The organism is Enterobacter sp. Taxon_2, from assembly GCF_058355295.1.
This window is the reverse complement of the sequence record NZ_CM178024.1, coordinates 3,785,662-3,808,513: the sequence shown is the minus strand read 5'-3', so window position 1 is coordinate 3,808,513 and position 22,852 is coordinate 3,785,662. Positions and strand designations below refer to the sequence as shown.

Genomic DNA, 22,852 nt, shown 5'->3' with positions numbered 1-22,852 from the left:
ATGAGCAGCAACGGCGTTCAGCTGCGCGTGCGCGGCAAGGTGCAGGGCGTCGGGTTTCGTCCCTTCGTCTGGCAGCTGGCGCAGGCGCTTCAGTTGACCGGTGACGTCTGCAATGACGGAGAGGGCGTGCTGGTGCGCCTCGCGGGTAATGGGGGGGCCTTTACCGCGAGGCTGCATCAGGACTGCCCGCCGCTGGCACGCATTGACCGCGTGGAAGCGCAGCCGTTTACCTGGGCGCACGTACCGGAGGACTTTACCATCCGCCACAGCGCGGCCGGGACTATGGACACCCAGATTGTGCCGGATGCCGCCACCTGTCCGGCGTGTCTGGCTGAGATGTGCGACCCACGCGAACGCCGTTATCGCTATCCGTTTATCAACTGCACCCACTGCGGGCCGCGGTTTACCATTATCCGCGCCATGCCCTACGACCGCCCGGCCACGGCAATGGCGCCGTTCCCGCTCTGTGGGCCGTGTGAAGCCGAGTACCGCAATCCTGCCGACCGCCGTTTTCACGCCCAGCCGGTCGCCTGCCCGGACTGCGGGCCCGCGCTTATGTGGCGTGCGGGCGACATGACTGCTGAGCGCGAGGCTGCGCTGCGCGCAGCGGTGGCGATGCTGAAAAGCGGCGGCATAGTCGCGGTTAAAGGGCTGGGCGGCTTTCACCTCGTCTGTGACGCGCGTAACCCGCAGGCGGTCGCGACGCTTCGGTCACGCAAGCAGCGGCCCGCGAAGCCGCTGGCGGTGATGATCCCACATGCGGATGACCTGCCGGAGACGGTTCAGACGCTGCTACGCTCACCCGCCGCACCCATTGTGCTCACGCCAAAAGCCTGGCTGCCCGCGTTCCCGGAAGGTATCGCGCCCGGTCTGGATTCCGTGGGCATCATGCTTCCCGCGAACCCGCTGCAGCATTTGCTGATGATGGACTGCCAGCGACCGCTGGTGATGACTTCCGGCAACCTTAGCGGCAGGCCGCCTGCCATCACCAACCGGCAGGCGCTGGAGGAGCTCAGCGGCATCGCGGACGGCTTCCTGCTGCACAATCGCGATATTCTTCAACGAATGGACGATTCGGTGGTGGATCGGGACGGCGCAATGCTGCGCCGGGCGCGCGGTTTTGTGCCGGATGCCATCACGTTGCCTGCGGGTTTCGATAATATCCCCGCCACGTTATGCACCGGTGCGGAGATGAAAAACACCTTCTGCCTGGTGCGTGGCAACCAGGCGGTGCTGAGCCAGCATTTTGGCGATCTCGGTGACGAGGGTGTCGAAGCGCAGTGGCGCGGCGCACTCTCGACGATGCAGGACATCTACGCCTTCTGTCCTGAGCGCGTGGTGTGCGACGCCCATCCGGGGTACCGTGCGCGCCAGTGGGCGCAGGCGCAGGGGCTGCCCGTTGAAACCGTGCTGCATCATCACGCCCACGCGGCGGCGTGCCTGGCCGAAAACGGCTGGCCGCGGGAGGGCGGAGATGTTATCGCCCTGACGCTGGACGGGATCGGCATGGGGGAAAACGGCGCGCTGTGGGGCGGGGAGTGCCTGCGTGTCAACTATCTCGAGTGCGCGCATTTAGGTGGCCTGCCTGCCGTTGCGCTGCCGGGGGGCGATCTGGCGGCGCGGCAGCCGTGGCGCAACCTGCTCGCCCAGTGTCTGGCGTTTGTCCCTGACTGGCAGCACTATCCGGAAACGCGCGCGGTACAGCGTCAGAACTGGCCGCTGCTGGCGAAGGCTATCCAGCGCGGCGTCAACTCGCCGCGGGCGTCGTCGTGCGGTCGCCTGTTTGATGCCGTCGCCTGCGCGCTGGGTATCGAAACCCAATCCTGGGAAGGTGAAGCGGCCTGCAGGCTGGAAGCGCTGGCGGCACAGTGCAACGGCGTCGAACACCCGGTTACGCTGTCGGTGGAAGACTTCGCGCTTTTCTGGCAGCAGTGGCTGAGCTGGCAGGCAGAGCCCTGCGAGCGCGCGTGGGCGTTTCACGACGCGCTGGCAAAAGGGCTGGCGGAGCTCGCTGCGTTCCATGCCCGGCGCTTATCGCTGTCGACAATCTGTCTCAGCGGCGGGGTATTACACAACCGTCTGCTGCGCGCGCGCCTGCGTCATTACCTTTCTGACTTTACGCTTCTTTTTCCTTCGCGCCTGCCCGCAGGTGACGGAGCGATCTCCTTCGGGCAGGCGGTGGTCGCCGCTGCCCGGTCATGTTTACAAAGGACTAAAAATGTTACGACTGTTACGCAATGAACCTCGCGCCGCGCTCCTGCTGCTGGCTCTGGTAATGGCAAACCTGCTGGCCTGGGGATGGGCATGGCACACCTTTAGCGGCAGCACGGCGCTGATGGCGGCAAGTCTGCTGGCGTGGTGCTACGGGCTGCGACACGCGGTGGACGCTGACCACATTGCCGCCATTGATACCGTGACGCGTAAGATGATGCAGCAGGGCAAACGCCCGTCCGGCGTGGGGGCGTGGTTCTCGCTGGGCCACTCCACCATCGTGGTGCTGGCCTCCATTGCCATCGCCGCTACCGCCACGGCGTTTCAGAAAAACATGGAATGGTTCCACGAAACTGGCAGCCTGATTGGTACCGCCGTTTCCGCGACCTTCCTGCTGGCGATGGCGCTGGTGAATATGGTGATCCTGCGCGGCGTCTGGCGCAGTTTTCAGGCGCTGAAACACGGCAGGCCCGTGCAGGGCGATATCACGCTCCCTGCCCAGGGCGGCGTCATGAACTGGCTGTTTGGCAAGACCTTCCGCCTCGTCAATAAAAGCTGGCAGATGTACCTGGTCGGTTTCCTGTTTGGCCTCGGCTTTGACACGGCCACCGAGATTGGCGTGCTGGGGATCTCTGCCGCCAGTGCCTCCAGCGGGATGTCGGTGTGGTCAATCATGATCTTCCCGGCGCTCTTCGCCAGCGGCATGGCGCTGGTGGATACCCTCGATAACCTGTTGATGGTCGGTGCCTACGGCTGGGCGTTTAACAAGCCGCAGCGCAAGCTCTATTACAACATGACCATCACCGGCACCTCCGTGGTGGTGGCGCTGTTTATCGGCGGGCTGGAAGCGCTGGGTCTGCTGATGGATAAATTTGCCCTCAGCGGCGGCGTCTGGGATCTGATTGGCGCGGTAAACGACAACCTGGGCAACGCCGGGTTTGTGGTGGTCGGGCTGTTCGTTGCCTGCTGGCTGATCTCCATGGTCAACTACCGCTGGCGCGGCTACGACGCGCTGGTGGTGCGATCCTGAGCAGGGGGTAGCCAGGCGCGGGTAAAATCAAGCCAGCCGCTGGCGGTCAGCACAATGTCCTGCACGTTTTCCAGGGTGTTAAGACGGTAGCGGTAGTGGAAAAGCGGCGTACAGGCGCCGCTTTCCAGCAAGGAATGAAAGAAGGAGGGCAGGTGATTATTCAGGGTCTCCTCACTTTCACAATAACCCATCAGTTTCTGCTTCTCTTCTTGCCAGGTGGCCTCGCCTAAGGCCGTGGCCCACGCAGGCTCATCAAAAAACCACTCCACCAGGGCAAAGCCTGGCAGTTCACCCGCCAGATAGTCACCCAACAAAAGATCGGCCTGATCCAGCGCGTTATGACCATGCCACTCTTCGCGATCTTTCCATTTCACCGTCACGTTGCAGCTGTGCTTTTTCAGGCGCGCGCGCAGAATATCGGCCAGTTCGCACAGTTCAGGTGTGTGGTAGCAAACCAGCGAAAGCGTGGCGGGAAGCATCGCTTCCGAAGCCTGCGGGTATTGCGGTGGTGTCAGGCCTGGCAGTATTTCCGTTTGGGTTTCTAAATCATCCCGATGGAGAAACTGTTGATGAGTAATGCTCTGAATTTCCTGACGTAGCCAGGCCGCAAGCGGCTCGGGTAACCTGGCGTTTACCATTAGCCAGGCGAATCCGCCGCTGGTGGACGTTACCGCTGCCTGCGCATTTTGTCCTTTCCCGACGGTGATCCACGCCGGCTTTTGCGCCTCCGTACGGGTTCGCCAGAACTCTATCGCATGCAGTAGCGGATGGGCAGCAAAATACCAGGGCTGGCGCTCCAGGCGCAGGTAGTGAGAATGGTGGTGCGCAATGGCAAAGGGCCCGGCACCGATGTCCGGTTGCTGTGGATGTGGCAGGCGGCATACGTGGTGCGCGAGACGATGCGCCAGCATCGCATCGGGGATGGTCAGCTGTATCTCCAGACACCAGGGGGCAATAAGCAACGCCTTGCAGACGTGAGTCAGACCTGCATTGCGTGCCGGATCGGCCAATACCTGTTGCAGCGCAATGAGGATATCTTCATCGCTGATAGCTTGCCCATTGTGCCAGTGCGCACCGCTGCGCAGGTAAAAACGCCAGCGGCGTTTGTCTTCGTTGAATTCCCAGTGATGGGCTAGATCAGGTACTGGATGCGGCTGACCGGGCATGTAGCGCGTTAATCCCGCGTGTACGGCGCAGATAATGTGCTGCTCAGCGCGACGACGCTGAAGCGCCGGATGAAGCGACGTCAGTGGACGATACCAGGGAATGCGCAGGGTTGGCTGGTGCTTAAGCCACTTTCCGCCTAAAAAGGGTGTGATGATGTGATGCAGGCTGGCTGGATCGCCATCAGCCAGCTGCAGCGCGCTCTGGTAATCGCCCTTCTCCAGGCAGGCGTGCATCAGAGGGGCGCTGAGTTCGCTGGTGGTTGTCAGGCAGTGCAAGATGGCGCGATGTCCCCGTCCCGGCTGAGCATTCCAGCTTAACCATCCGCTCTGCGCCAGCTGGCGCAACAGGGTACGTGCATGACGTTCACTGCACAGCGCCACCTCGGCGACTTCAGCAATAGTCGTCGGCTTTGGCTCTGCGCCATAGTGTTGATAAAGCCGTTGATACTGACGGATTTTCTGAAGCTGGCGCATGTCGACGTACCCTGGATAAAAGGTGGATGGTGAGAGTGTAGGTTTTTTTGCGGAATAATTAAGGTCTGGATTGATAAAGTGTTCCGGTTTTGTTCCCCCTCCAGGGCGGAGAGGGAACCGGATTATGCAGCGTCAGATTTCAAGCTGTGCCCGAATCTTTAGCGCAATGCTTTCTGCCTGCGGGCCCAGAATAACCTGCGCATTCTGCGTACCCATTTTGAGAATACCTTTCGCGCCCAGCGATTTCAGCACGGGCTCATCCAGCACGCTGTTATCAACGAGCGTCAGGCGCAGGCGGGTAATGCAGGCATCGACAATCCTGAGGTTGTCTTTGCCACCCAGTGCCGCGATGTATTGTGCGATGGCTTCGCTTTGATCGTCAGAATTACCCGCTACAGCCTCTTCGTCTTCGCGGCCCGGCGTTTTCAGCTTAAAGAAGCGGATCGCGAAGGTGAATACGACAAAGTAGATCGCGAAGAACAGCACGATCAGTGGGATCAGGATCCACGGCTTAGTAGCCAGTCCCCAGTTGAGAACGAAGTCGATAAGCCCGGCAGAGAAACCAAAACCGTGCAGTACGCCGAGGCTGTTGGTGATCACCATGCTCACGCCCGCCAGTACCGCATGCAGCGCATACAGAGCAGGGGCAAGGAACAGGAAGGAGAACTCGATGGGCTCGGTAATGCCGGTCAGGAAAGCGGTCAGAGCCACGGAAAGCAGCATCCCCCCTACGGTAGCGCGACGTGCTTTCGGTGCGGCGAAATACATCGCCAGCGCAGCACCCGGCAGGCCTCCCATAAAGATCGGGTAAGCCCAGGCCATGTAAACGCCTGCATGCGGGTCACCGGCAAAGAAGCGGTTAAGGTCGCCACGGGTCAGGTCGGTTGCAATCTGCGTGATGCTGGAACCGTCAATACCCGGTACAGCACCGCCAACCACCAGCCCTTTTACCACGTCAGGGGCCAGACAGATATTGTGTACCGCGCTGGCGGCATCGTAAGTCACTTTCAGACAGTCGCCGAGGCTAAACCAGAAGACGGAGTGCAGAATATAATGCAAACCGAAGGGGATTAGCGCGCGGTTCAGGACACCATAAATAAACCATCCCGGTTCGCCGCTGCGGGAGACAAACAGGCTGAAGGTATCAATACCGTGCTGCACGGAAGGCCAGACATACCCGCAAATCCAGGCGATGAACAGGCAAATAAGCCCGGTTACGATCGGCACCAGGCGTTTGCCCGCAAAGAAGGCGAGAAAGTCCGGAAGTTTGGTGTTTGAGAAACGGTTGTAGCAGTGACCCGCGACGACACCGGCAATGATCCCGGCGAAGAAGGACATGTTAATGGATGAGTTTATGACGGCCGTGGCTTTGGTAAGCACCAGGAAACCCACCGCCCCTGCGAGGGCTGCAGCACCGGCGTTGTCTTTTGCCAGACCAATGGCGATCCCTAAGGCAAACAACAAGGGTAGACTGTCAAAGATACCGCCACCGGCGCTGGCTATAAACGGAATATTAAAAACATCAGGCTGCCCGAGGCGTAATAATATCGCTGCAACGGGCAGGGTGGCGATTGGCAACATCAGGGCTTTACCCAGACGTTGCAGATAACTAAATGCGTTCATGAGAGTGGATTCCAAAAAGGACTTAATTCACGACGAAAAATAACACCTTTTATTTTAATGTGAAAGTCCCTGTAATAAAAATGTGATGCGGAATAAATTAATTTTTATTATATTTTATCAGCGAATTGTTCACGGCATAAACAATGATGAAGTAACTAATTTGTTCCGGTTTTAAACTGGTCGTGCTTCAGTTATCACGTTTACTCACCGGCATCATCAGTTCTCGCAGGCGCTCTATGCGCGCCTCCGGGCTGAGGTAGAGCCAGCGAAACAAAATATGTTCTGATTTTTTAGCCTGTTTAAAATAGGCGGAAAGGTAGTTGAGTTCTTTGCTAAAGGTGGTCATGGGATGTCTCCGGCTAATGGGTCTATTTTTAGGATAAGCCGAAAACAGGGAATAAAACAGGCTGGTGTTTATCAGGTGTTCCGTATTTAAATATTGATGGATGTAATGGTTAAGGGATTAATGGTGTTGATTTATCTTATTTGTATTTATGTCCTGAATAGAATTCGCAAAAAAAAGGCCCCGGGACATCGGGGCTACGGATAATATAATCCAATGGTTAAGTGAGCGTGGCAAGAGATTACGGGTTACACGGGCAGCGATTTAAGCAGAGCGAAAGCCTCCTTCATCCGATCTTCGCTAACCACAAAGGCGCGTACCTGACCTTCGGCGTCAGAGCCGCGTGCAACCATTCCGTGAGGTTCAATGGCAATCTGCCAGCTCAGATCCATGCGCTGCGTCTCCCCCGCAAGATGCAACGGTAACTCTGGCGTTTTAACCTTCACCAGCATGGCGGGGAGTTTCAGCGGTGCGCTGCCGCCGAGCAGGTTTTTCGCCAGATACATGGCGCTCAGCTGTATCGGCTGCAGGAAAGGCAGCACCTGACCGTTGATTTCAGCGCAGTCGCCTAACGCGTAAATATCGGGCTGCGTGGTTTGAAGGTAGCTATTTACCTTCACGCCACGGCCTGTTTCGGCGCCTGCACGATGCGCCAGCGCAGTTTCCGGGCGCAGGCCCGTCGCCGCGATAACCACATCCACCTCAACGCTGCGGCTGCGGTCGAGCGTGGCACGAATACCGCCTTCGGTTTTGCGCAGGCTTTGCAGCTGCGATTTCAGCAGCAGATGCACCCCCATGTCAGTCAGACGATGCTGTAAGCGACTGCTTACTTCTGCGGGCATCAGCGCCGACAGAATGCTCGCCGCATGGTCGACCAGGGTAACGGCTTTGCCTGCCCGGCTGAAATCCATCGCCAGTTCGCTGCCTATCAGTCCGCCGCCGACAATCATCACGCGCTGTGCGTCGCGAAGCGCCGTTTCGCTGGCCTGATACGCCTGCTGGCTGTTGAGGGTGAGCATCAGCTCGCGGCCCTCAACCGGCGGCACAAACGCGGAGGCTCCCGTGGCCAGCACCAGCCTGTCGTACTGCCAGGTTTTCTCCTTCGCTTTCACCACGTGTGCGGCGGCGTCGATATCGGTGACCCAGGTGTACGGAAACAGACGCAGGTTGAACTGTTCCGCGAACTCCCCCGCCGTCTGGCGGGTGAGGTCTTGGGCGCGCTGATTCTGGCTAATAACGTGGCTTAAATCAGGTTTGTTGTACTCGTCCATGCTGTCGGCGGCAATCACCGTCAGCGGCACGCTGGCATCCTGCTTGCGGATGTTTTTCACCAGCTGACGGGCGGCAAAGCCCGAGCCGATGATGACGATACCGTTGCTCATTTTGCCTCCGTACCCAGTTCGTCAAAGACGTCCTTACCGAGGGAACATTCCGGGCAGAGGAAATTGTCCGGCACGTCGCGCCACGGCGTGCCCGGGGCAACATCCTGCAGCGGTTCGCCCAGGTCAGGATCGTAAATCCACTGGCAGACGCTGCACTGCATGCGCGGGCCGAGATCGGCGGCTGCCGCGGCGGCACATGCGCAGGCTTCCTGCTGTTCGGGTGCTTTTGCCGCCACTTCCGGCAGCGGAGCGAGCGCCCACTGATGGGCAATGTCGCGACCGTGCTGGCGACAGATCTCCAGGGCGTCGATATCCGGGCGCCACTTGGCCTTCAGGCTCATGGACATCTCAAAGCCCGCATCCTGTAAGCGGGTGGAGAGACGGTCTACCGCGCCGCCGCTCCAGCCGTGGGAGCCAAAGGCGCTGGCGCGCTTGTTGCGAAAGCGCAGGCCTGTCATCTCTTCTACCAGACCGGCAATTTTCGGCATCATCACGTTGTTCATGGTGGAGGTGCCCACCAGCACGCCCTTAGAGCGGAACACGTTGGTTAACACCTCATTCTTATCGCTGCGCGCCACATTGAAGATTTTCACCGCCACGTTCGGGTCCACTTCGTTGATGCCCTGCGCAATGGCGTCCGCCATCATGCGGGTGTTGTTGGACATGGTGTCGTAGAAAATAGTGATGCGGTCTTCCTGATAGTCCGCCGCCCACTTCAGGTACAGCTCGACGATCTGGGTCGGGTTCTCACGCCACACCACGCCGTGGGAGGTGGCAATCATCTCCACCGGCAGGTTGAAGCCGAGGATTTCGGTGATTTTTGGCGTGACCAGGCGGCTGAACGGGGTCAGGATGTTGGCATAGTACCGCTGGCACTGCTCGAACAGCTCTGTCTGATCCACTTCGTCATTAAACAAACGTTCGTCGCAGTAGTGCTGGCCGAAGGCGTCGTTGCTGAACAGCACCGCGTCACCGGTCATGTAGGTCATCATGCTGTCCGGCCAGTGCAGCATCGGGGTTTCCACGAAGATCAGCTGCTTGCCATTACCGATATCCAGCGCGTCGCCGGTTTTCACGGTGTGGAAGTTCCACTCCGGATGGTGGTGGTGGCCGTTGATCGAGTCGATGGCGTTGGTGGTGCAGTAGATAGGTGTGTTCGGGATGTAAGACATCAGCTCGGTCAGTGCCCCGGCGTGATCTTCTTCCGCGTGGTTGATGATGATGTAATCGATGGCGTCGAGATCGATTTCGCTGCGCAGGTTCTGCACGAACTCGCGGCTGAACTTGTGATCGACGGTATCGATCAGCACGTTTTTTCCTTCGCGGATGAGATAGCTGTTGTAGCTGCTGCCGCGCAGCGTTTTGTATTCCGTCCCGTGGAAATCGCGCACTTCCCAGTCACGTTGACCGACCCAATGAATGTTATTTTTAACCAGAATAGACATAGCAACCTCTACGTAATACAGCATTTTCAAATAAGATGTTTTGCTTATATCAAGTTGCGTGCCAACTTTTAATTTATTGATTTTACTTAATTAATATTTTTATGATCCGTAATGGGTAGTCATTATGACTATTCAAAACAGTGTCACTATGACAACATGTATTGTCAAAATGACAGCGAGGCAGACATGAGCTTTTCCGTAGACGTGCTGGCGAAGATCGCCATTGAGCTGCAAACCGGTATCGGCCATCAGGACCGCTTTCAGCGGCTGATCTCCACGCTGCGCCACGTGCTGGCGTGCGACGCCTCGGCGCTACTGCGCTACGAAGGACGGCAGTTTATTCCCCTGGCGATCGACGGCCTGGCGAAGGATGTGCTCGGACGGCGCTTTGCCCTTGAAGGCCATCCGCGTCTGGAAACTATCGCCCGCGCGGGTGACGTGGTGCGCTTCCCGGCGGACAGCGACTTGCCCGATCCGTACGACGGGCTTATTCCCGGCCAGGAGAGCCTGAAGGTGCACGCCTGTATCGGCCTGCCGCTGTTTGCCGGGCAAAACCTGATTGGGGCGCTGACCCTCGACGGCATGTCGCCGGACCAGTTCGATACTTTCAGCGATGAAGAGTTGCGCCTCATTGCGGCGCTGGCCGCCGGGGCGCTTAACAACGCGCTGCTGATTGAACAGCTGGAGAGCCAGAATATTCTTCCCGGCAGCCCGGCGGCGTTTGAGCAGATAACGCACACAGAGATGATTGGCCTCTCGCCGGGCATGGCGCAGCTCAAAAAAGAGATTGAGATTGTTGCCGCCTCAGATTTGAACGTGCTGATCTTCGGCGAAACCGGCACCGGTAAGGAGCTGGTGGCTAAGTCCATTCACGAAGCCTCGCCGCGCGCGGTTAACCCGCTGGTGTACCTCAACTGCGCCGCGCTGCCGGAGAGCGTGGCGGAAAGCGAGCTGTTTGGTCACGTTAAGGGAGCGTTTACCGGGGCCATCAGCAACCGCAGCGGCAAGTTTGAAATGGCCGATAACGGTACGCTGTTTCTGGATGAAATTGGCGAGCTGTCGCTGTCGCTACAGGCCAAGCTGCTGCGCGTGTTGCAGTATGGCGACATCCAGCGCGTGGGGGATGACCGCAGTCACAGAGTGGACGTTCGCGTGCTGGCGGCGACCAACCGTGACCTGCGTGAAGCGGTGCTGGCCGGGCAGTTCCGCGCCGACCTGTTCCACCGCCTGAGCGTGTTCCCACTTACCGTGCCGCCGCTGCGCGAGCGCGGGGACGACGTGGTGCTGCTGGCGGGCTATTTCTGCGAGCAGTGCCGTCTCCGGATGGGGCTTTCCCGCGTGGTGCTGAGCCCGGGAGCGAGGGCGCATCTGTTGAGCTACGGCTGGCCGGGCAACGTGCGCGAGCTGGAGCATGCGATCCACCGTGCGGTGGTGCTGGCGCGGGCGACGCGTTCGGGTGACGAAGTGGTGATCCACGCGCGCCATTTTGCGCTGCAGGATGAAACCACACCGGCTGTCGTGCAGGCGGCGCCAGGGATAGCGAATGAAAATCTGCGTGAAGCCACGGAGGCGTTTCAGCGTCAGATGATTACCCGCGCGCTGGAGCAGAATAACCGTAACTGGGCGGCGTGCGCCCGGACGCTGGAGATGGACGTCGCCAACCTGCACCGGCTGGCGAAGCGTCTCGGACTGAAGGGTTAGATAATCCCGGCCTGATAGAAGTCCTGCAGGTTGATGGCACCGCACAGTCTGCCGGCGTCATCCACCACCGGCGCGGCGGTGATTTTGCGCTTCATCAGCACCTCTTTGGCTTCAATGGCGCGGCTCTCGGCGTTCAGCGTCAGCCCGCCCTGTGTCATAGCGTCCGACACTTTGGTTTCCAGCTTGCCGCCGCCCACCAGCCAGCGGCGCAGGTCGCCGTCGGTGAACACGCCTTTGACGTACCCGTCGTCATCGCACACCGCTACCAGCCCCAGGCCGGTGCGGCTCAGCTCCAGCATCGCGTCCATGACGCTGGTATCGAGTTTGACCTGCGGAATAGCATCGTCGGTGCGCATCAGGTGGTGAACCTTGTTGAGCAGGCGTGCGCCGAGCGCGCCCGCCGGATGCGAGCGGGCGAAATCTTCTTCGTTAAAGCCGCGCGCCTGCATTACCGCCATCGCCAGCGCGTCGCCCATCATCAGCGTGTTGACGGTGCTGGAGGTCGGAGCGAGGTGCATCGGACAGGCTTCACGCTCAACGGAAATATCCAGCGTCGCTTTGGCGGCCAGCGCCAGCGGCGAGCGGGATTTCCCGGTCATCGCCAGCAGGGCGACCGATTTTTCCTGCAGGCGCGGAATAATCAGGTCCAGCTCTTTGGCCGAACCGGAGTAGGAGATAAACAGCATTACGTCGCGGCTTTCTATCATCCCCAGATCGCCGTGCAGCGCCTCTGCAGGATGCACGAAGAACGCCGGGGTGCCGGTGCTGGCGAGCGTCGCAGCAATCTTTTTGCCGATATGGCCGGATTTACCGATGCCTGCCACGATCACTTTGCCTTCGCAGTGGATAATGGTGTTGGCGGCGCGGACAAAATCCACGCCCAGACGTTCCGGCAGGCGGCTGGCTTCCTGCAGTTCCAGCATCAGCGTCTGGCGGCCCGTTTCTAACAGAAAATCACTCATCTCTTTCTCCGGTTACGATCACGTCGATGCCTTTCTCTTCCAGCGCTTTCCTGAACGCCGGGTCGATACCCGCGTCGGTAATCAGCTTATCAACGCTTTCCAGGCTACAGACGATGTTGGGGCTTTTGCGGCCAAACTTCGACGAGTCTGCCATCAAAATTACTTCCCGCGCGGCGTTGCACATGGCTTTACTGACGCTGAACACCTCGTTGAACGTCGTAACGCCCGCGTTCAGGTCGATGCCATCGGTGCCCATGAACAGTTTATCAAAGCTGAAGTGGTCGAAGGCGTTCTCCGCCAGCTGGCCGTGAAATGAGGCGGATTTTTTGCGGAAGGTCCCGCCGGGCATCAGGATGGTCTGCTCGCAGTCGTTCTCCGACAGTGCGTTGACGATGTGCAGGCTGTTGGTCATCACCGTGATGTTGTTAAAGCGGCTGAGCAGCGGGATCATCTGCAGGACGGTACTGCCGGCATCCAGAATGATGGAGTCGCCATCGTGGATAAATTTCACCGCCGCTTCGGCAATCAGCGCCTTTTGGTGGGTGTTGATCAGCGTTTTGTGATCGATAGGCGGGTCCGCTTCATCCTTATTGAGCACCACGCCGCCGTAGGTTCGAATGACGGCGCCAGAGTTTTCGAGCAATACCAGGTCCTTGCGTATTGTCGTGCCGGTGGTGTCAAAGTAGTGGGCCAGATCCTCTACCGAACATTTTCCCTGCTTTTGCAGATGTTCGAGAATGGCCGCCTGCCGCTGACGAGGTTTCATAGGCGCTTCGTTCCTTAGGTTGCGAAATGATAATTTCGCAAGTCTATAGCTTTCACAACGAAATTATCCATGTTTCAGATTAAGCGCTAATGATAGTGCATTCTGACAGAGTGGATCATGGGGAAAGATCACATCAGGCTGCAATTCCTGCAACGAAATGCCGTTAATTGCCTGGATTTTCACCGGACGGGCAAAGACGGTCATGCCGCGCATGAGCAGTGAATCGCAGACGTTATTGTTTTCATCCAGCGCAATAGCCACGACGACCCGCGGTTTGAAGCGTCCGCCGGAACGTCCGACTCCGACGCGACCTTTCTGACACAGGGCATCAAACGCGCGGTTAAACTGGTGGATTTGCCAGCCGCCGAACGCCATCTGGCAGAGCCAGGCGAGGGTGGCAACGGTGATGAGTGCGGTGACCATATCGGCTCCTTTAATTGCCGGGTGGCGGCTGCGCCTTACCCGGCCTACGTGGTGTTGTAGCCCCGGTAAGCGCAGCGCCACCGGGGAATGAACTCAGAACATGACCTGCCCACCGGTGACGTTAATCGACTGTCCGGTGCAGTACGAGGCTTTCGGGCTGGCGTAAAATAGCAGCATGTTCAGCACGTCCTGATAATCGCACCCGCGCTTCAGCGGCACTTTATCGATGTAGTACTGCTCCACTTCTTCCGCCTTGATGCCGAGCTTGGTGGCGTACTGCGGCAGCAGGGACTGGAACATCGGCGATTTCAGCAGGTTGCCGAGCATCAGCGAGTGAACGGTAATGCCGTATTCGGCCAGATCCAGCGCCAGAGACTGCGTCAGCCCCACGCCGCCAAACTTCGCTGCGCTGTAGCCGGAGTTATGCTTGCTGCCCACTTTCCCCGATTTAGAGTTGATCTGAATGATGCGCCCCTGAATGCCGTCGCGGATCATCAGACGGGAAAACTCGCGGGCACAGAGGAAATAGCCCACCAGATTGACCTGCAGCGAGCGGTCAAAATCCCCCAGCTCGAAATCGCTGATAAAGGCCGCTTTCGCAATTCCCGCGCTGTAGACCAGCAGGTCGGTACGGCCAAAAATCTCGTCCACGCCGCGGGACAGCGCCATCACGCTCTGCTCGCTGGTGGCGTCGGCGCCAAAACCGTACGCCATTCCTTCACCAAACTCGGTGTTGATGGTGTCCGCCACGCGGGCGGCTTTTTCACTCTGGATGTCCACTACCGCCACGCGGTAACCCTCTGCGGCAAGCCCACGGCAGAGGAACTCGCCTAAGGTTTGTCCCCCACCAATGACAACGGCAACCTGACTCATGTCTATCTCCTTAATTACGCAACAAATTTTAACGTGCAGCCTGGGGTAACAGCCTGCGGAACCGGACCCTCAACGTGAACCGTGCCGGGATACTCCGCCTGCGGCTGGCCGTCGAAACGCAGGGTGATGTGGCCCAGCTCGCGCAGGTTTTGTTCAGCGACGTCGCCGACGGCGGTGACGGCATAGCGCGCCTCGCCCAGCTCCAGCTGGCTTCCTGCCTTCAGCTCGCCCTTCAGCTCGCCGTGGCAGTGGATAAAGCAAAACTCTTCGATATCCGCAGGCGCCCCTTCGCGGAAGGTGATTAGCATCTGGTCGCTCAGCGCGTCGGCGGCGCTCTGGCCGATGCGGGTAATGGTGGTCTGGTAAATCACGGTCATCGCAGGAACCTCTTATTGATAAATAAAGCCGGAGACAAACCAGGCAATCAGCACCGTCGGCGCGCCCGTCAGGAAGCGGCTGACCAGCACGGACGGCACGCCCACGCGCACGGTGTCCTGGCGCGCTTCCGCCAGCGACAGCCCCACGGGGATGAAATCGCACGCTGCCTGGGCGTTAATGGCAAACAGGGCGGGCAGGGCGAGGTGCGGAGGAATGTTCCCCAGACCAATCTGCACGCCAATCAGCACGCCGATGACCTGAGCAATCACCGCGCCCGGGCCGAGGAACGGCGACAGCAGCGGGAAGGAGCAGATCAGCGCCAGCGTCACCAGGCCGAGCGGGTGGCTGGCGAGTGGGGCGAGGCCGTGGGCAATCCAGTCGCCCAGGCCGGAGGCCATGATGATGCCGATCAGCGCCGAGACGAACGCCATAAACGGCAGAATGGTCTTCAGCACAGTGTCGATGGTGTCGCGCCCGGACTGGAACAGCACCGCCACGGCGGAACCCATGCCCATCCCGACCTTCGCCAGCAGGCCGTCGCTCTGCTCGGTGATTTTCTTGCTGGTGTCGTACTCGCGCGGGGCCGCTTTTTGCGGCGCGGGGTTGCCATTCACCAGCGTGATGTTGTCCTCCTTCACGCCTGAGACATAAATGTCTTCAAGAATGTACTGCGCCAGCGGGCCGGATTTTCCGGTGGAGTGAATGTTCACCGTCGGAATGCGGCGCTTCGGGTAGATGCCGCAGCGCAGCGTGCCGCCGCAGTCGATCACCGCTACGCCGATTTCCGCTTCCGGCGGTTCCCCTTCCTTGAAGCCGTCGACCGCTTCCCAACCGGTTAGCTCGCGCAGCCTGTCGACGATCGCCGGGCGCGTCCCCGCGGTGATGTAAACAATCTTTTTGCCTTCGGTGGCGTCGAACTCCAGCGGGCCGCCCCAGCCGCCCGTGCCTTTCTCAATGCGGATCCGTTTCATGCTGTGGCTCCTGAAAGATGAACTTTCTGTTCAAGCTGGATGCCCATTTTTTTCTCAAAAATGGCGGTGGTGAGGTCCGTCACCCAGCCGCGGAAGAAGTTGGTGACCAGGCCGACCAGCAGATAGCTCACCGCCAGCGGGCCGAGCGGCAGGCCAAGCGTGGTGAGACCGCTGGCGATCCCGAGGTAAACAAACAGCTCGCCGGGGTTAATGTGCGGGAACAGGCCGTTCATCGAATGGCAGCTGTAGGAGGCGGCGGCGTAATAGCTCGGCTTGTACTTCTCTGGCATAAAGCGACCGAGGCTTAAGGTCATCGGGTTGCAGAACACGAAGGTGCCGATAAAGGGCAGTATCAGGTAGCGGGACAGCGGATTCCCGGCACAGCGCTGGGCGAAGCGTTCAATACGCTGCTGGCCGATAAAGTTGATCAGCGCGTTCATGATCACCAGCAGGCTGATCAGCAGGGGCAGGATCCCGGTCACCATGCCGGTGAACACTTCTCCGCCTTTCTGAAACAGCCCGATGAACCACTCGGCGCCGTGGGTGATGGTTTCTATCATTCTTCTCTCCTGTGGGGCGTTTGTTTTTGTCTATCTGTGGCTAATAATAATCACTTTGAAAGGTTTTAAAGTGTTAGTTAGATCTCACAATGAAAGGAAAATGGATTATTTTGAAAGTTAATTGACGTGGTGAATGATTTTCGGTGTAAAAAAGCGCGGATTTGCGTGGGGGAGGTGCGTACCGCTTCCTTGAGGTGTTGCGGATGCTTTACCATACTGGGTTCTTATCGAACCCGTTAAATGGATGTCTCATGTTCAAGCGTCGTTATGCAGCGCTGTTGCCTGCGCTTATTCTGCTGTCTGCCTGTAGTAGCAAACCTAAGACCGAAGCCGTTCAGCAAACGGCGGGCGCGCCTTCCGGAGGATTCCTGCTGGAGCCGCAGCACAATATGATGCAGATGGGCGGCGACTTCGCGAATAACCCGGCGGCCGAGCAGTTCATCGATAAAATGGTGAGCAAACACGGCTTTGACAGACAGCAGCTGCACGAAATTTTGTCTCAGGCCAAGCGTCTGGACTACGTGCTGCGCCTGATGGACAGGCAGGCGCCGACGGCCCAGGTGCCGAGCGGGCCAAACGGCGCGTGGCTGCGCTATCGCAAACAGTTTATTACCCCGGACAACGTGCAAAACGGCGTGGTGTTCTGGAATCAGTATGAAGATGCGCTCAACCGCGCGTGGCAGGTGTACGGCGTACCGCCTGAAATCATTGTCGGGATTATTGGCGTGGAAACCCGCTGGGGCCGCGTGATGGGTAAAACCCGCATCCTGGATGCGCTGGCGACGCTCTCCTTTAACTACCCGCGCCGCGCGGAGTATTTCTCTTCCGAGCTGGAAACCTTCCTGCTGATGGCGCGCAACGAGCAGGACGATCCGCTCGATCTGAAAGGGTCGTTTGCCGGCGCGATGGGCTACGGCCAGTTTATGCCGTCGTCCTATAAACAGTATGCCGTCGACTTTAACGGAGATGGTCACATCAACCTGTGGGATCCGGTGGATGCCATCGGCAGCGTGGCGAACTACTTCAAGGCGCACGGCTGGACGCCGGGCGGCCAGGTTGCGGTGCAGGCAAACGGCGAGGCTTTTGGTCTGGAAAACGGCTTCAAAACCAAATACAGCGTTGCACAGCTGACGGCGGCAGGCTTAACGCCAACCCAGCCGCTGGGCAACGTCGAGCAGGTGAGCCTGCTGCGTCTGGACGTGGGAACAGGGTATCAGTACTGGTACGGCATGCCGAACTTCTACACCATTACCCGCTATAACCACAGCACCCACTACGCAATGGCGGTGTGGCAGCTGGGACTGGCGGTGTCTCAGGCGCGAGTTCCGGCGGCGTCGCCGTTTAGTCAGTAAGCCGCTCCGGCGGGTAGGCCGGGTAAGGCAACGCCGCCACCCGGCATGGCTGCGCGCACGGAGCGGCCTGATGCCCTCACGCTGACCCTCTCTCACGGGAGAGGGAAGTTTTGCAGAAACATTTCGCCACACTCCCTTTTCACACCTGCCATTTACATCTCTGTCGCCTTTTATTATTGTTATGTTATAACATTTAATATGGTATCAAGATGTCAACGTCCCTTTTTTCTCTTTCTGCTCTGGTTCGGCTTTTGCTGGCGCTGGTGCTTGTTGTCTTTATCGGGCTGGCCGTGCGCTGGGCGGTGGCATTGCCATGATCGTGATGAATGAACTGGTCGCGGGTTATGAACGCCTGCCCGTTACGCGGCCCCTCTCGGGCACGATTGAGCGCGGAAGCATGACCGCGATTGTCGGCGCTAACGGCTGCGGGAAATCCACCTTACTGAAAACGCTCGCCGGGTTTATCCCGCCCGTCAGCGGTGGCTTCCGCTGGCAGGGTAAGCGTCCGGTAATCGGCTGGCTGGCACAGCGTCACGCGCTGGAGGCGCAGTTTCCGCTGACCGTCCAGGACGTCGTAAGCATGGGCTGCTGGCCGGGCATTTCGCTTTTCTCCGGGTTTCGTCGCGAAACGCGGCTGCGCATTGCCAGTGCGCTTGAGCGCGTTGGGCTGGCATCCATGGCGTTATCCACCATCGATGAGCTCTCCGGCGGCCAGTTCCAGCGCATGCTGTTTGCTCGCGTCCTGGTGCAGCAGGCGCCGCTGGTGATGCTGGATGAACCCTTTACCGGGGTCGATGAGGCCACCTGCAACGTGCTGATGGATGTGATGCTGGAGATGTATATGCAGGGGCAAACGCTGCTCGCGGTACTGCACGACAGCGAGCGCGTGTCGCGCCATTTCCCGCAGACGTTGCGGCTGGATGCTGACGTTCCTCAATGGAAAACCGAGCGGGTGAGGGTGGCATGATCTGGCATCTCTTTTTTCAGCCGTTTATCGAGTACGGCTTTATGCGTCGCGCGCTGGTGGTTTGCCTGGCGCTCTCGGTCAGCACCACCGCGCTCGGCGTGTTTCTTCAGCTGCGCAGGATGAGCCTGATGGGCGATGCCCTTTCTCACGCCATTTTACCGGGTGTTGCCGTGGGCTATTTGCTCAGCGGTATGTCGCTGCTGGCGATGAGTATCGGCGGTTTTATCGCGGGAATTACCGTGGCGCTGCTGGCCGGTCTGGTCAGTCGCCGCACGCCGCTTAAGGAAGATGCCAGCTTTGCCGGGTTTTATCTCGGCTCACTGGCGCTGGGGGTTACGCTGGTGTCGCTTCGCGGGTCGAATGTCGATCTGCTGCATCTGCTGTTTGGCTCCATCCTCGCTGTGGACAACGACGCCGCGCTGTTTGTCACGGGCGTGTGCATGTTCACCCTTATCGTACTGGCGATGTTCTATCGCGGACTGGTTACCGAAGCGTTTGACACCGCCTGGCTACAGGTGAACGCCCGCTGGCTGCCCGGCTTGCTGCACGGACTGTTTCTGGCGCTGCTGGTGCTTAACCTGGTGGCCGGTTTTCAGGTGCTCGGCACGCTGATGGCCGTCGGGCTGATGATGCTGCCGGCCGTGGCGGCACGATGCTGGGTACGCACGCTACCGGCGTTACTCCTGATGGCGGGCATCAGCGGTATTTTCTGCGCATGGCTGGGGCTGAGCCTCTCCTGGGCGATGAGTCTACCGGCCGGGCCATCCATTGTGCTCACCGCCAGCGCGCTGTTCTTTATTTCCATTTTATTGGGTACGCGAAGCAGGCTCGCTGGCAGTCTGCGGGCGTATTTTTAACGCAAGGGGAAACGATGAAACGTACAGGATTAGTAGTGGCGCTTGCGCTGGGGATGATGTCGCACGGCGTGATGGCGAAAACGCTGAATGTGGTCACCAGCTTTTCGATACTGGGGGACATCACCCAGGAGGTGGGCGGTGATCATGTGAAGGTGACGACGCTGGTCGGGCCGGACGGCGATCCGCATACCTTCGAACCGTCGCCGAAAGACAGCGCGGCGCTGAGCAAGGCCGATGTGGTGGTGGTGAACGGCCTGGGGCTGGAGGGCTGGCTTGACCGTCTGGTGAAAGCCTCCGGGTTCAAAGGACAGCTGGTCGTCGCCTCAACCGGGGTGAAAACCCACACACTTGAGGAAGATGGAAAGACCGTGACCGATCCGCACGCGTGGAACAGCGCGGCGAACGGGGCGCTGTATGCGCAAAATATTCTGAACGGGCTGGTGAAAGCCGATCCGCAGGACAAAGCCGCGCTGGAAGCCTCCGGTAAACCCTATATCACGCAGCTTAACCAGCTGGATAGCTGGGCCAAAACGCGCTTTAGCCAGATCCCGCCGGCGAAGCGTAAGGTGCTGACCAGCCATGACGCGTTCGGCTATTTCAGCCGTGCCTACGGCGTGACGTTTATGGCGCCGCAGGGGCTGTCGTCAGAGAGCGAGGCCAGTGCGGCTCAGGTTGCTGAGATTATCAATCAGATCAAAGCCGACGGCGTGAAAACCTGGTTTATGGAAAATCAGCTCGATCCGCGTCTGGTTAAACAGATTGCGTCGGCGACGGGCGCGCAGCCTGGGGGCGAACTTTATCCGGAAGCGTTGTCGGCAAAAGGCGGAGTGGCAGACACCTACGTTAAGGCGTTTCGCCACAATGTGAACACTCTCGCTGACAGCATGAAATAACCTTTCCACCGCCGGTGCGTCCGTACCGGCTTTTTTCTGAAGCCCCCTCGTAAAACCTGAAGTGCATCCCCACATCTGACGAGAAAGTGCTATCTTGTGCAGCACGTTTTTCTGATGCCTGGAGCGAGAATGACTGACCATGAATTGATGCAGCTTAGCGAGATAGTGGGCCTTGCGCTGAAGCAGCGTGGCGCGACAATCACCACTGCGGAGTCCTGCACCGGCGGCTGGGTGGCGAAAGCGATTACCGATATTGCCGGCAGTTCCGCCTGGTTTGAACGCGGTTTTGTGACCTACAGTAACGAAGCTAAAGCACAGATGATTGGCGTGCGCGAATCCACGCTGGAACAGCACGGCGCGGTCAGCGAACCGGTGGTCATCGAGATGGCGATTGGTGCGCTCAAAGCGGCGCGGGCCGATTACGCGATTTCCATTAGCGGCATTGCGGGCCCGGACGGCGGCAGCGACGTGAAGCCTGTTGGCACCGTCTGGTTTGGGTTCGCCACGTCCAAAGGGGAAGGGATCACCCGCCGGGAGTGCTTCAGCGGCGATCGCGAAAGCGTGCGTCGTCAGGCAACCGTTTATGCGTTAAAAACGCTCTGGCAACAATTTCTACAAAACACTTGATACTGTATGACCATACAGTATAATTGCACCAACAGAACAGAAATCCACGGTGAAGCACAGTCGCTTCTCCCGGCATGACAGGAGTAATAATGGCTATCGACGAAAACAAACAGAAAGCGTTGGCGGCAGCACTGGGCCAGATCGAAAAGCAATTCGGTAAAGGCTCCATCATGCGCCTGGGTGAAGACCGTTCCATGGATGTGGAAACCATCTCCACCGGTTCGCTTTCTCTGGATATCGCGCTGGGCGCTGGCGGTCTGCCTATGGGCCGTATCGTAGAAATCTACGGGCCAGAGTCCTCCGGTAAAACCACCCTGACGCTGCAGGTGATTGCCGCGGCACAGCGCGAAGGTAAAACCTGTGCGTTTATCGATGCCGAGCACGCGCTGGACCCTGTTTATGCCCGCAAACTGGGTGTAGATATCGACAACCTGCTGTGTTCTCAGCCGGACACCGGTGAGCAGGCGCTGGAAATTTGTGACGCGCTGGCGCGTTCTGGTGCCGTTGACGTTATCGTGGTCGACTCCGTTGCCGCACTGACGCCAAAAGCCGAAATCGAAGGTGAAATCGGCGACTCTCACATGGGCCTCGCGGCACGTATGATGAGCCAGGCGATGCGTAAGCTGGCCGGTAACCTGAAGCAGTCCAACACGCTGCTGATCTTCATCAACCAGATCCGTATGAAAATTGGTGTGATGTTCGGTAACCCGGAAACCACGACCGGTGGTAACGCACTGAAATTCTACGCCTCTGTCCGTCTGGATATCCGCCGTATCGGCGCGGTGAAAGAGGGCGAGAACGTGGTGGGTAGCGAAACCCGCGTGAAGGTTGTGAAGAACAAAATTGCCGCGCCGTTCAAACAGGCCGAGTTCCAGATCCTCTACGGCGAAGGGATCAACTTCTTCGGTGAGCTGGTTGACCTGGGCGTGAAAGAGAAGCTGATTGAAAAAGCGGGCGCCTGGTACAGCTACAACGGTGACAAGATTGGTCAGGGTAAAGCGAACGCGATCTCCTGGCTGAAAGAGAACCCGGCTGCAGCGAAAGAGATTGAGAAGAAGGTACGTGAGCTTCTGCTGAACAACCAGGACTCCACGCCAGATTTCGCGGTTGATAGCGCGGATGCTGAAGAAACTAACGAAGATTTTTAATTCTTTCGTTTAACAATGAAGGGCTGCTGATGCGGCCCTTTTTGCATTTCTGAATCAGCAGGTTTTTTATGAGTGAACCGACAACACGTCGACCCGCGTATGCACGCCTACTGGATCGCGCGGTGCGCATCCTGGCCGTGCGTGACCACAGTGAACAGGAGCTGCGGCGAAAGCTGTCGGCACCGGTGATGAGTAAAAACGGGCCAGAAGAGATTGATGCCACCGCGGAAGATTATGATCGCGTCATCGCCTGGTGCTATGAGCATCGCTATCTTGATGACGAGCGTTTTGCCTCGCGGTTTCTCGCCAGCCGCGGCCGCAAAGGATATGGGCCCGCGCGCATCCGGCAGGAGCTAAACCAGAAAGGGGTAGCCCGGGAGTCCATCGAAAAAGCGATGCGCGAATGCGACATTGACTGGTGCGAGCTGGCAAAAGAGCAGGCCATTCGTAAGTACGGCGAACCGCTGCCGCGTGAATTTTCAGAAAAAGTCAAAATCCAGCGCTTTTTGCTCTACCGCGGCTTTCTGATGGAAGATATTCAGGATATCTGGCGTAATTTTGCCGATTGAACGCATGCGGGATTTTACTTCCCACTAAAGAAAACTTATCTTATTCCCACTTTTTCCAGTAGCTGGTCTGTCCAACGGTTTACCGATACAGGCTGGCTACGACATTTCGTTAGCTTGATTTCAGGATAATT

General features: G+C 58.6%; 22 protein-coding genes. 10 read left to right on the top strand and 12 right to left on the bottom strand.

Features of this window, described 5'->3' with window-relative positions; genetic code table 11:
- Both hypF and AC4IC4_RS18015 read left to right on the top strand, forming a co-directional pair.
- The gene (gene hypF, locus AC4IC4_RS18020) at window positions 1-2,241 is read left to right on the top strand and encodes a carbamoyltransferase HypF (protein ID WP_491471637.1); all 2,241 of its coding nucleotides are present in this window, start codon (window positions 1-3) and stop codon (window positions 2,239-2,241) included.
- Complete coding sequence (locus tag AC4IC4_RS18015) at window positions 2,219-3,241, top strand: HoxN/HupN/NixA family nickel/cobalt transporter (RefSeq protein ID WP_248165739.1); 1,023 nt, start codon at window positions 2,219-2,221, stop codon at window positions 3,239-3,241. Before hypF ends, AC4IC4_RS18015 begins: the two co-directional genes overlap by 23 nt.
- On the opposite strand, the gene AC4IC4_RS18010 is transcribed toward AC4IC4_RS18015, so the two are convergent.
- The 5 genes from AC4IC4_RS18010 to norV form a co-directional block, all read right to left on the bottom strand.
- Complete coding sequence (locus tag AC4IC4_RS18010) at window positions 3,214-4,881, bottom strand: SgrR family transcriptional regulator (protein ID WP_491471636.1); 1,668 nt, start codon at window positions 4,879-4,881, stop codon at window positions 3,214-3,216. The two genes, AC4IC4_RS18015 and AC4IC4_RS18010, sit on opposite strands and share 28 nt — an antisense overlap.
- Before the next feature lie 132 nt (window positions 4,882-5,013).
- Window positions 5,014-6,504 carry an N-acetylglucosamine-specific PTS transporter subunit IIBC gene (gene nagE, locus AC4IC4_RS18005; protein ID WP_491471635.1) on the bottom strand — a complete coding sequence of 497 codons (1,491 nt, stop codon included), beginning with the start codon at window positions 6,502-6,504 and terminating at the stop codon, window positions 5,014-5,016.
- Between the two features lie 187 nt (window positions 6,505-6,691).
- A complete protein-coding gene (locus AC4IC4_RS18000) occupies window positions 6,692-6,850 on the bottom strand; it encodes a hypothetical protein (protein WP_162837374.1) in 159 nt (52 codons plus the stop codon).
- A 245-nt stretch (window positions 6,851-7,095) separates the two neighbouring features.
- On the bottom strand, window positions 7,096-8,229 hold the full coding sequence (gene norW / locus AC4IC4_RS17995) for an NADH:flavorubredoxin reductase NorW (protein WP_491471634.1): 1,134 nt from the start codon (window positions 8,227-8,229) through the stop codon (window positions 7,096-7,098).
- Window positions 8,226-9,674 (bottom strand): anaerobic nitric oxide reductase flavorubredoxin, encoded by a 1,449-nt coding sequence (gene norV, locus AC4IC4_RS17990; protein ID WP_463727266.1) that lies wholly within the window; start codon window positions 9,672-9,674, stop codon window positions 8,226-8,228. The genes norW and norV overlap by 4 nt, the downstream gene beginning before the upstream one ends.
- A gap of 186 nt (window positions 9,675-9,860) precedes the next feature.
- On the opposite strand from norV, the gene norR reads away from it, so the two are divergent.
- Window positions 9,861-11,375: a nitric oxide reductase transcriptional regulator NorR gene (gene norR, locus AC4IC4_RS17985; RefSeq protein ID WP_491471633.1), complete on the top strand. Its 1,515-nt coding sequence runs from the start codon at window positions 9,861-9,863 to the stop codon at window positions 11,373-11,375.
- Here the strand turns inward: norR and gutQ are convergent.
- The 7 genes from gutQ to srlA form a co-directional block, all read right to left on the bottom strand.
- A complete protein-coding gene (gene gutQ, locus AC4IC4_RS17980; protein ID WP_491471632.1) occupies window positions 11,372-12,337 on the bottom strand; it encodes an arabinose-5-phosphate isomerase GutQ in 966 nt (321 codons plus the stop codon). The genes norR and gutQ overlap by 4 nt on opposite strands.
- Window positions 12,330-13,103, bottom strand: a complete 774-nt coding sequence (gene srlR / locus AC4IC4_RS17975; RefSeq protein WP_024907708.1) for a glucitol operon DNA-binding transcriptional repressor SrlR — start codon at window positions 13,101-13,103, stop codon at window positions 12,330-12,332. Before srlR ends, gutQ begins: the two co-directional genes overlap by 8 nt.
- A 63-nt stretch (window positions 13,104-13,166) precedes the next feature.
- On the bottom strand, window positions 13,167-13,526 hold the full coding sequence (gutM, locus tag AC4IC4_RS17970; RefSeq protein ID WP_048029241.1) for a transcriptional regulator GutM: 360 nt from the start codon (window positions 13,524-13,526) through the stop codon (window positions 13,167-13,169).
- Window positions 13,527-13,619: 93 nt separating this feature from the next.
- The gene (gene srlD, locus AC4IC4_RS17965; RefSeq protein WP_491471631.1) at window positions 13,620-14,399 is read right to left on the bottom strand and encodes a sorbitol-6-phosphate dehydrogenase; all 780 of its coding nucleotides are present in this window, start codon (window positions 14,397-14,399) and stop codon (window positions 13,620-13,622) included.
- A gap of 14 nt (window positions 14,400-14,413) precedes the next feature.
- Window positions 14,414-14,776 carry a PTS glucitol/sorbitol transporter subunit IIA gene (gene srlB / locus AC4IC4_RS17960; protein ID WP_095452131.1) on the bottom strand — a complete coding sequence of 121 codons (363 nt, stop codon included), beginning with the start codon at window positions 14,774-14,776 and terminating at the stop codon, window positions 14,414-14,416.
- Between the two features lie 12 nt (window positions 14,777-14,788).
- Entirely contained in the window at window positions 14,789-15,748 is a 960-nt protein-coding gene (gene srlE / locus AC4IC4_RS17955; protein ID WP_491471630.1) for a PTS glucitol/sorbitol transporter subunit IIB, read from the bottom strand.
- The gene (gene srlA, locus AC4IC4_RS17950; RefSeq protein ID WP_003862164.1) at window positions 15,745-16,308 is read right to left on the bottom strand and encodes a PTS glucitol/sorbitol transporter subunit IIC; all 564 of its coding nucleotides are present in this window, start codon (window positions 16,306-16,308) and stop codon (window positions 15,745-15,747) included. The genes srlE and srlA overlap by 4 nt, the downstream gene beginning before the upstream one ends.
- A gap of 251 nt (window positions 16,309-16,559) precedes the next feature.
- On the opposite strand from srlA, the gene mltB reads away from it, so the two are divergent.
- The 7 genes from mltB to recX all read left to right on the top strand — a co-directional run bounded on the left by mltB (window position 16,560) and on the right by recX (window position 22,721).
- Window positions 16,560-17,660, top strand: coding sequence for a lytic murein transglycosylase B (mltB, locus tag AC4IC4_RS17945; RefSeq protein ID WP_491471629.1), 1,101 nt, complete (start codon window positions 16,560-16,562; stop codon window positions 17,658-17,660).
- Between the two features lie 313 nt (window positions 17,661-17,973).
- Window positions 17,974-18,627 (top strand): metal ABC transporter ATP-binding protein, encoded by a 654-nt coding sequence (locus AC4IC4_RS17940; RefSeq protein WP_491471628.1) that lies wholly within the window; start codon window positions 17,974-17,976, stop codon window positions 18,625-18,627.
- Complete coding sequence (locus tag AC4IC4_RS17935; RefSeq protein ID WP_024907701.1) at window positions 18,624-19,484, top strand: metal ABC transporter permease; 861 nt, start codon at window positions 18,624-18,626, stop codon at window positions 19,482-19,484. The genes AC4IC4_RS17940 and AC4IC4_RS17935 overlap by 4 nt, the downstream gene beginning before the upstream one ends.
- A gap of 14 nt (window positions 19,485-19,498) precedes the next feature.
- The gene (locus AC4IC4_RS17930) at window positions 19,499-20,377 is read left to right on the top strand and encodes a metal ABC transporter substrate-binding protein (RefSeq protein ID WP_491471627.1); all 879 of its coding nucleotides are present in this window, start codon (window positions 19,499-19,501) and stop codon (window positions 20,375-20,377) included.
- Window positions 20,378-20,506: 129 nt separating this feature from the next.
- The gene (pncC, locus tag AC4IC4_RS17925; protein ID WP_024907699.1) at window positions 20,507-21,004 is read left to right on the top strand and encodes a nicotinamide-nucleotide amidase; all 498 of its coding nucleotides are present in this window, start codon (window positions 20,507-20,509) and stop codon (window positions 21,002-21,004) included.
- Between the two features lie 89 nt (window positions 21,005-21,093).
- Window positions 21,094-22,152 (top strand): recombinase RecA, encoded by a 1,059-nt coding sequence (gene recA / locus AC4IC4_RS17920; RefSeq protein ID WP_024907698.1) that lies wholly within the window; start codon window positions 21,094-21,096, stop codon window positions 22,150-22,152.
- A 68-nt stretch (window positions 22,153-22,220) separates the two neighbouring features.
- A complete protein-coding gene (gene recX, locus AC4IC4_RS17915; protein WP_032640869.1) occupies window positions 22,221-22,721 on the top strand; it encodes a recombination regulator RecX in 501 nt (166 codons plus the stop codon).
- The last annotated feature ends 131 nt before the right edge of the window (window positions 22,722-22,852 follow it).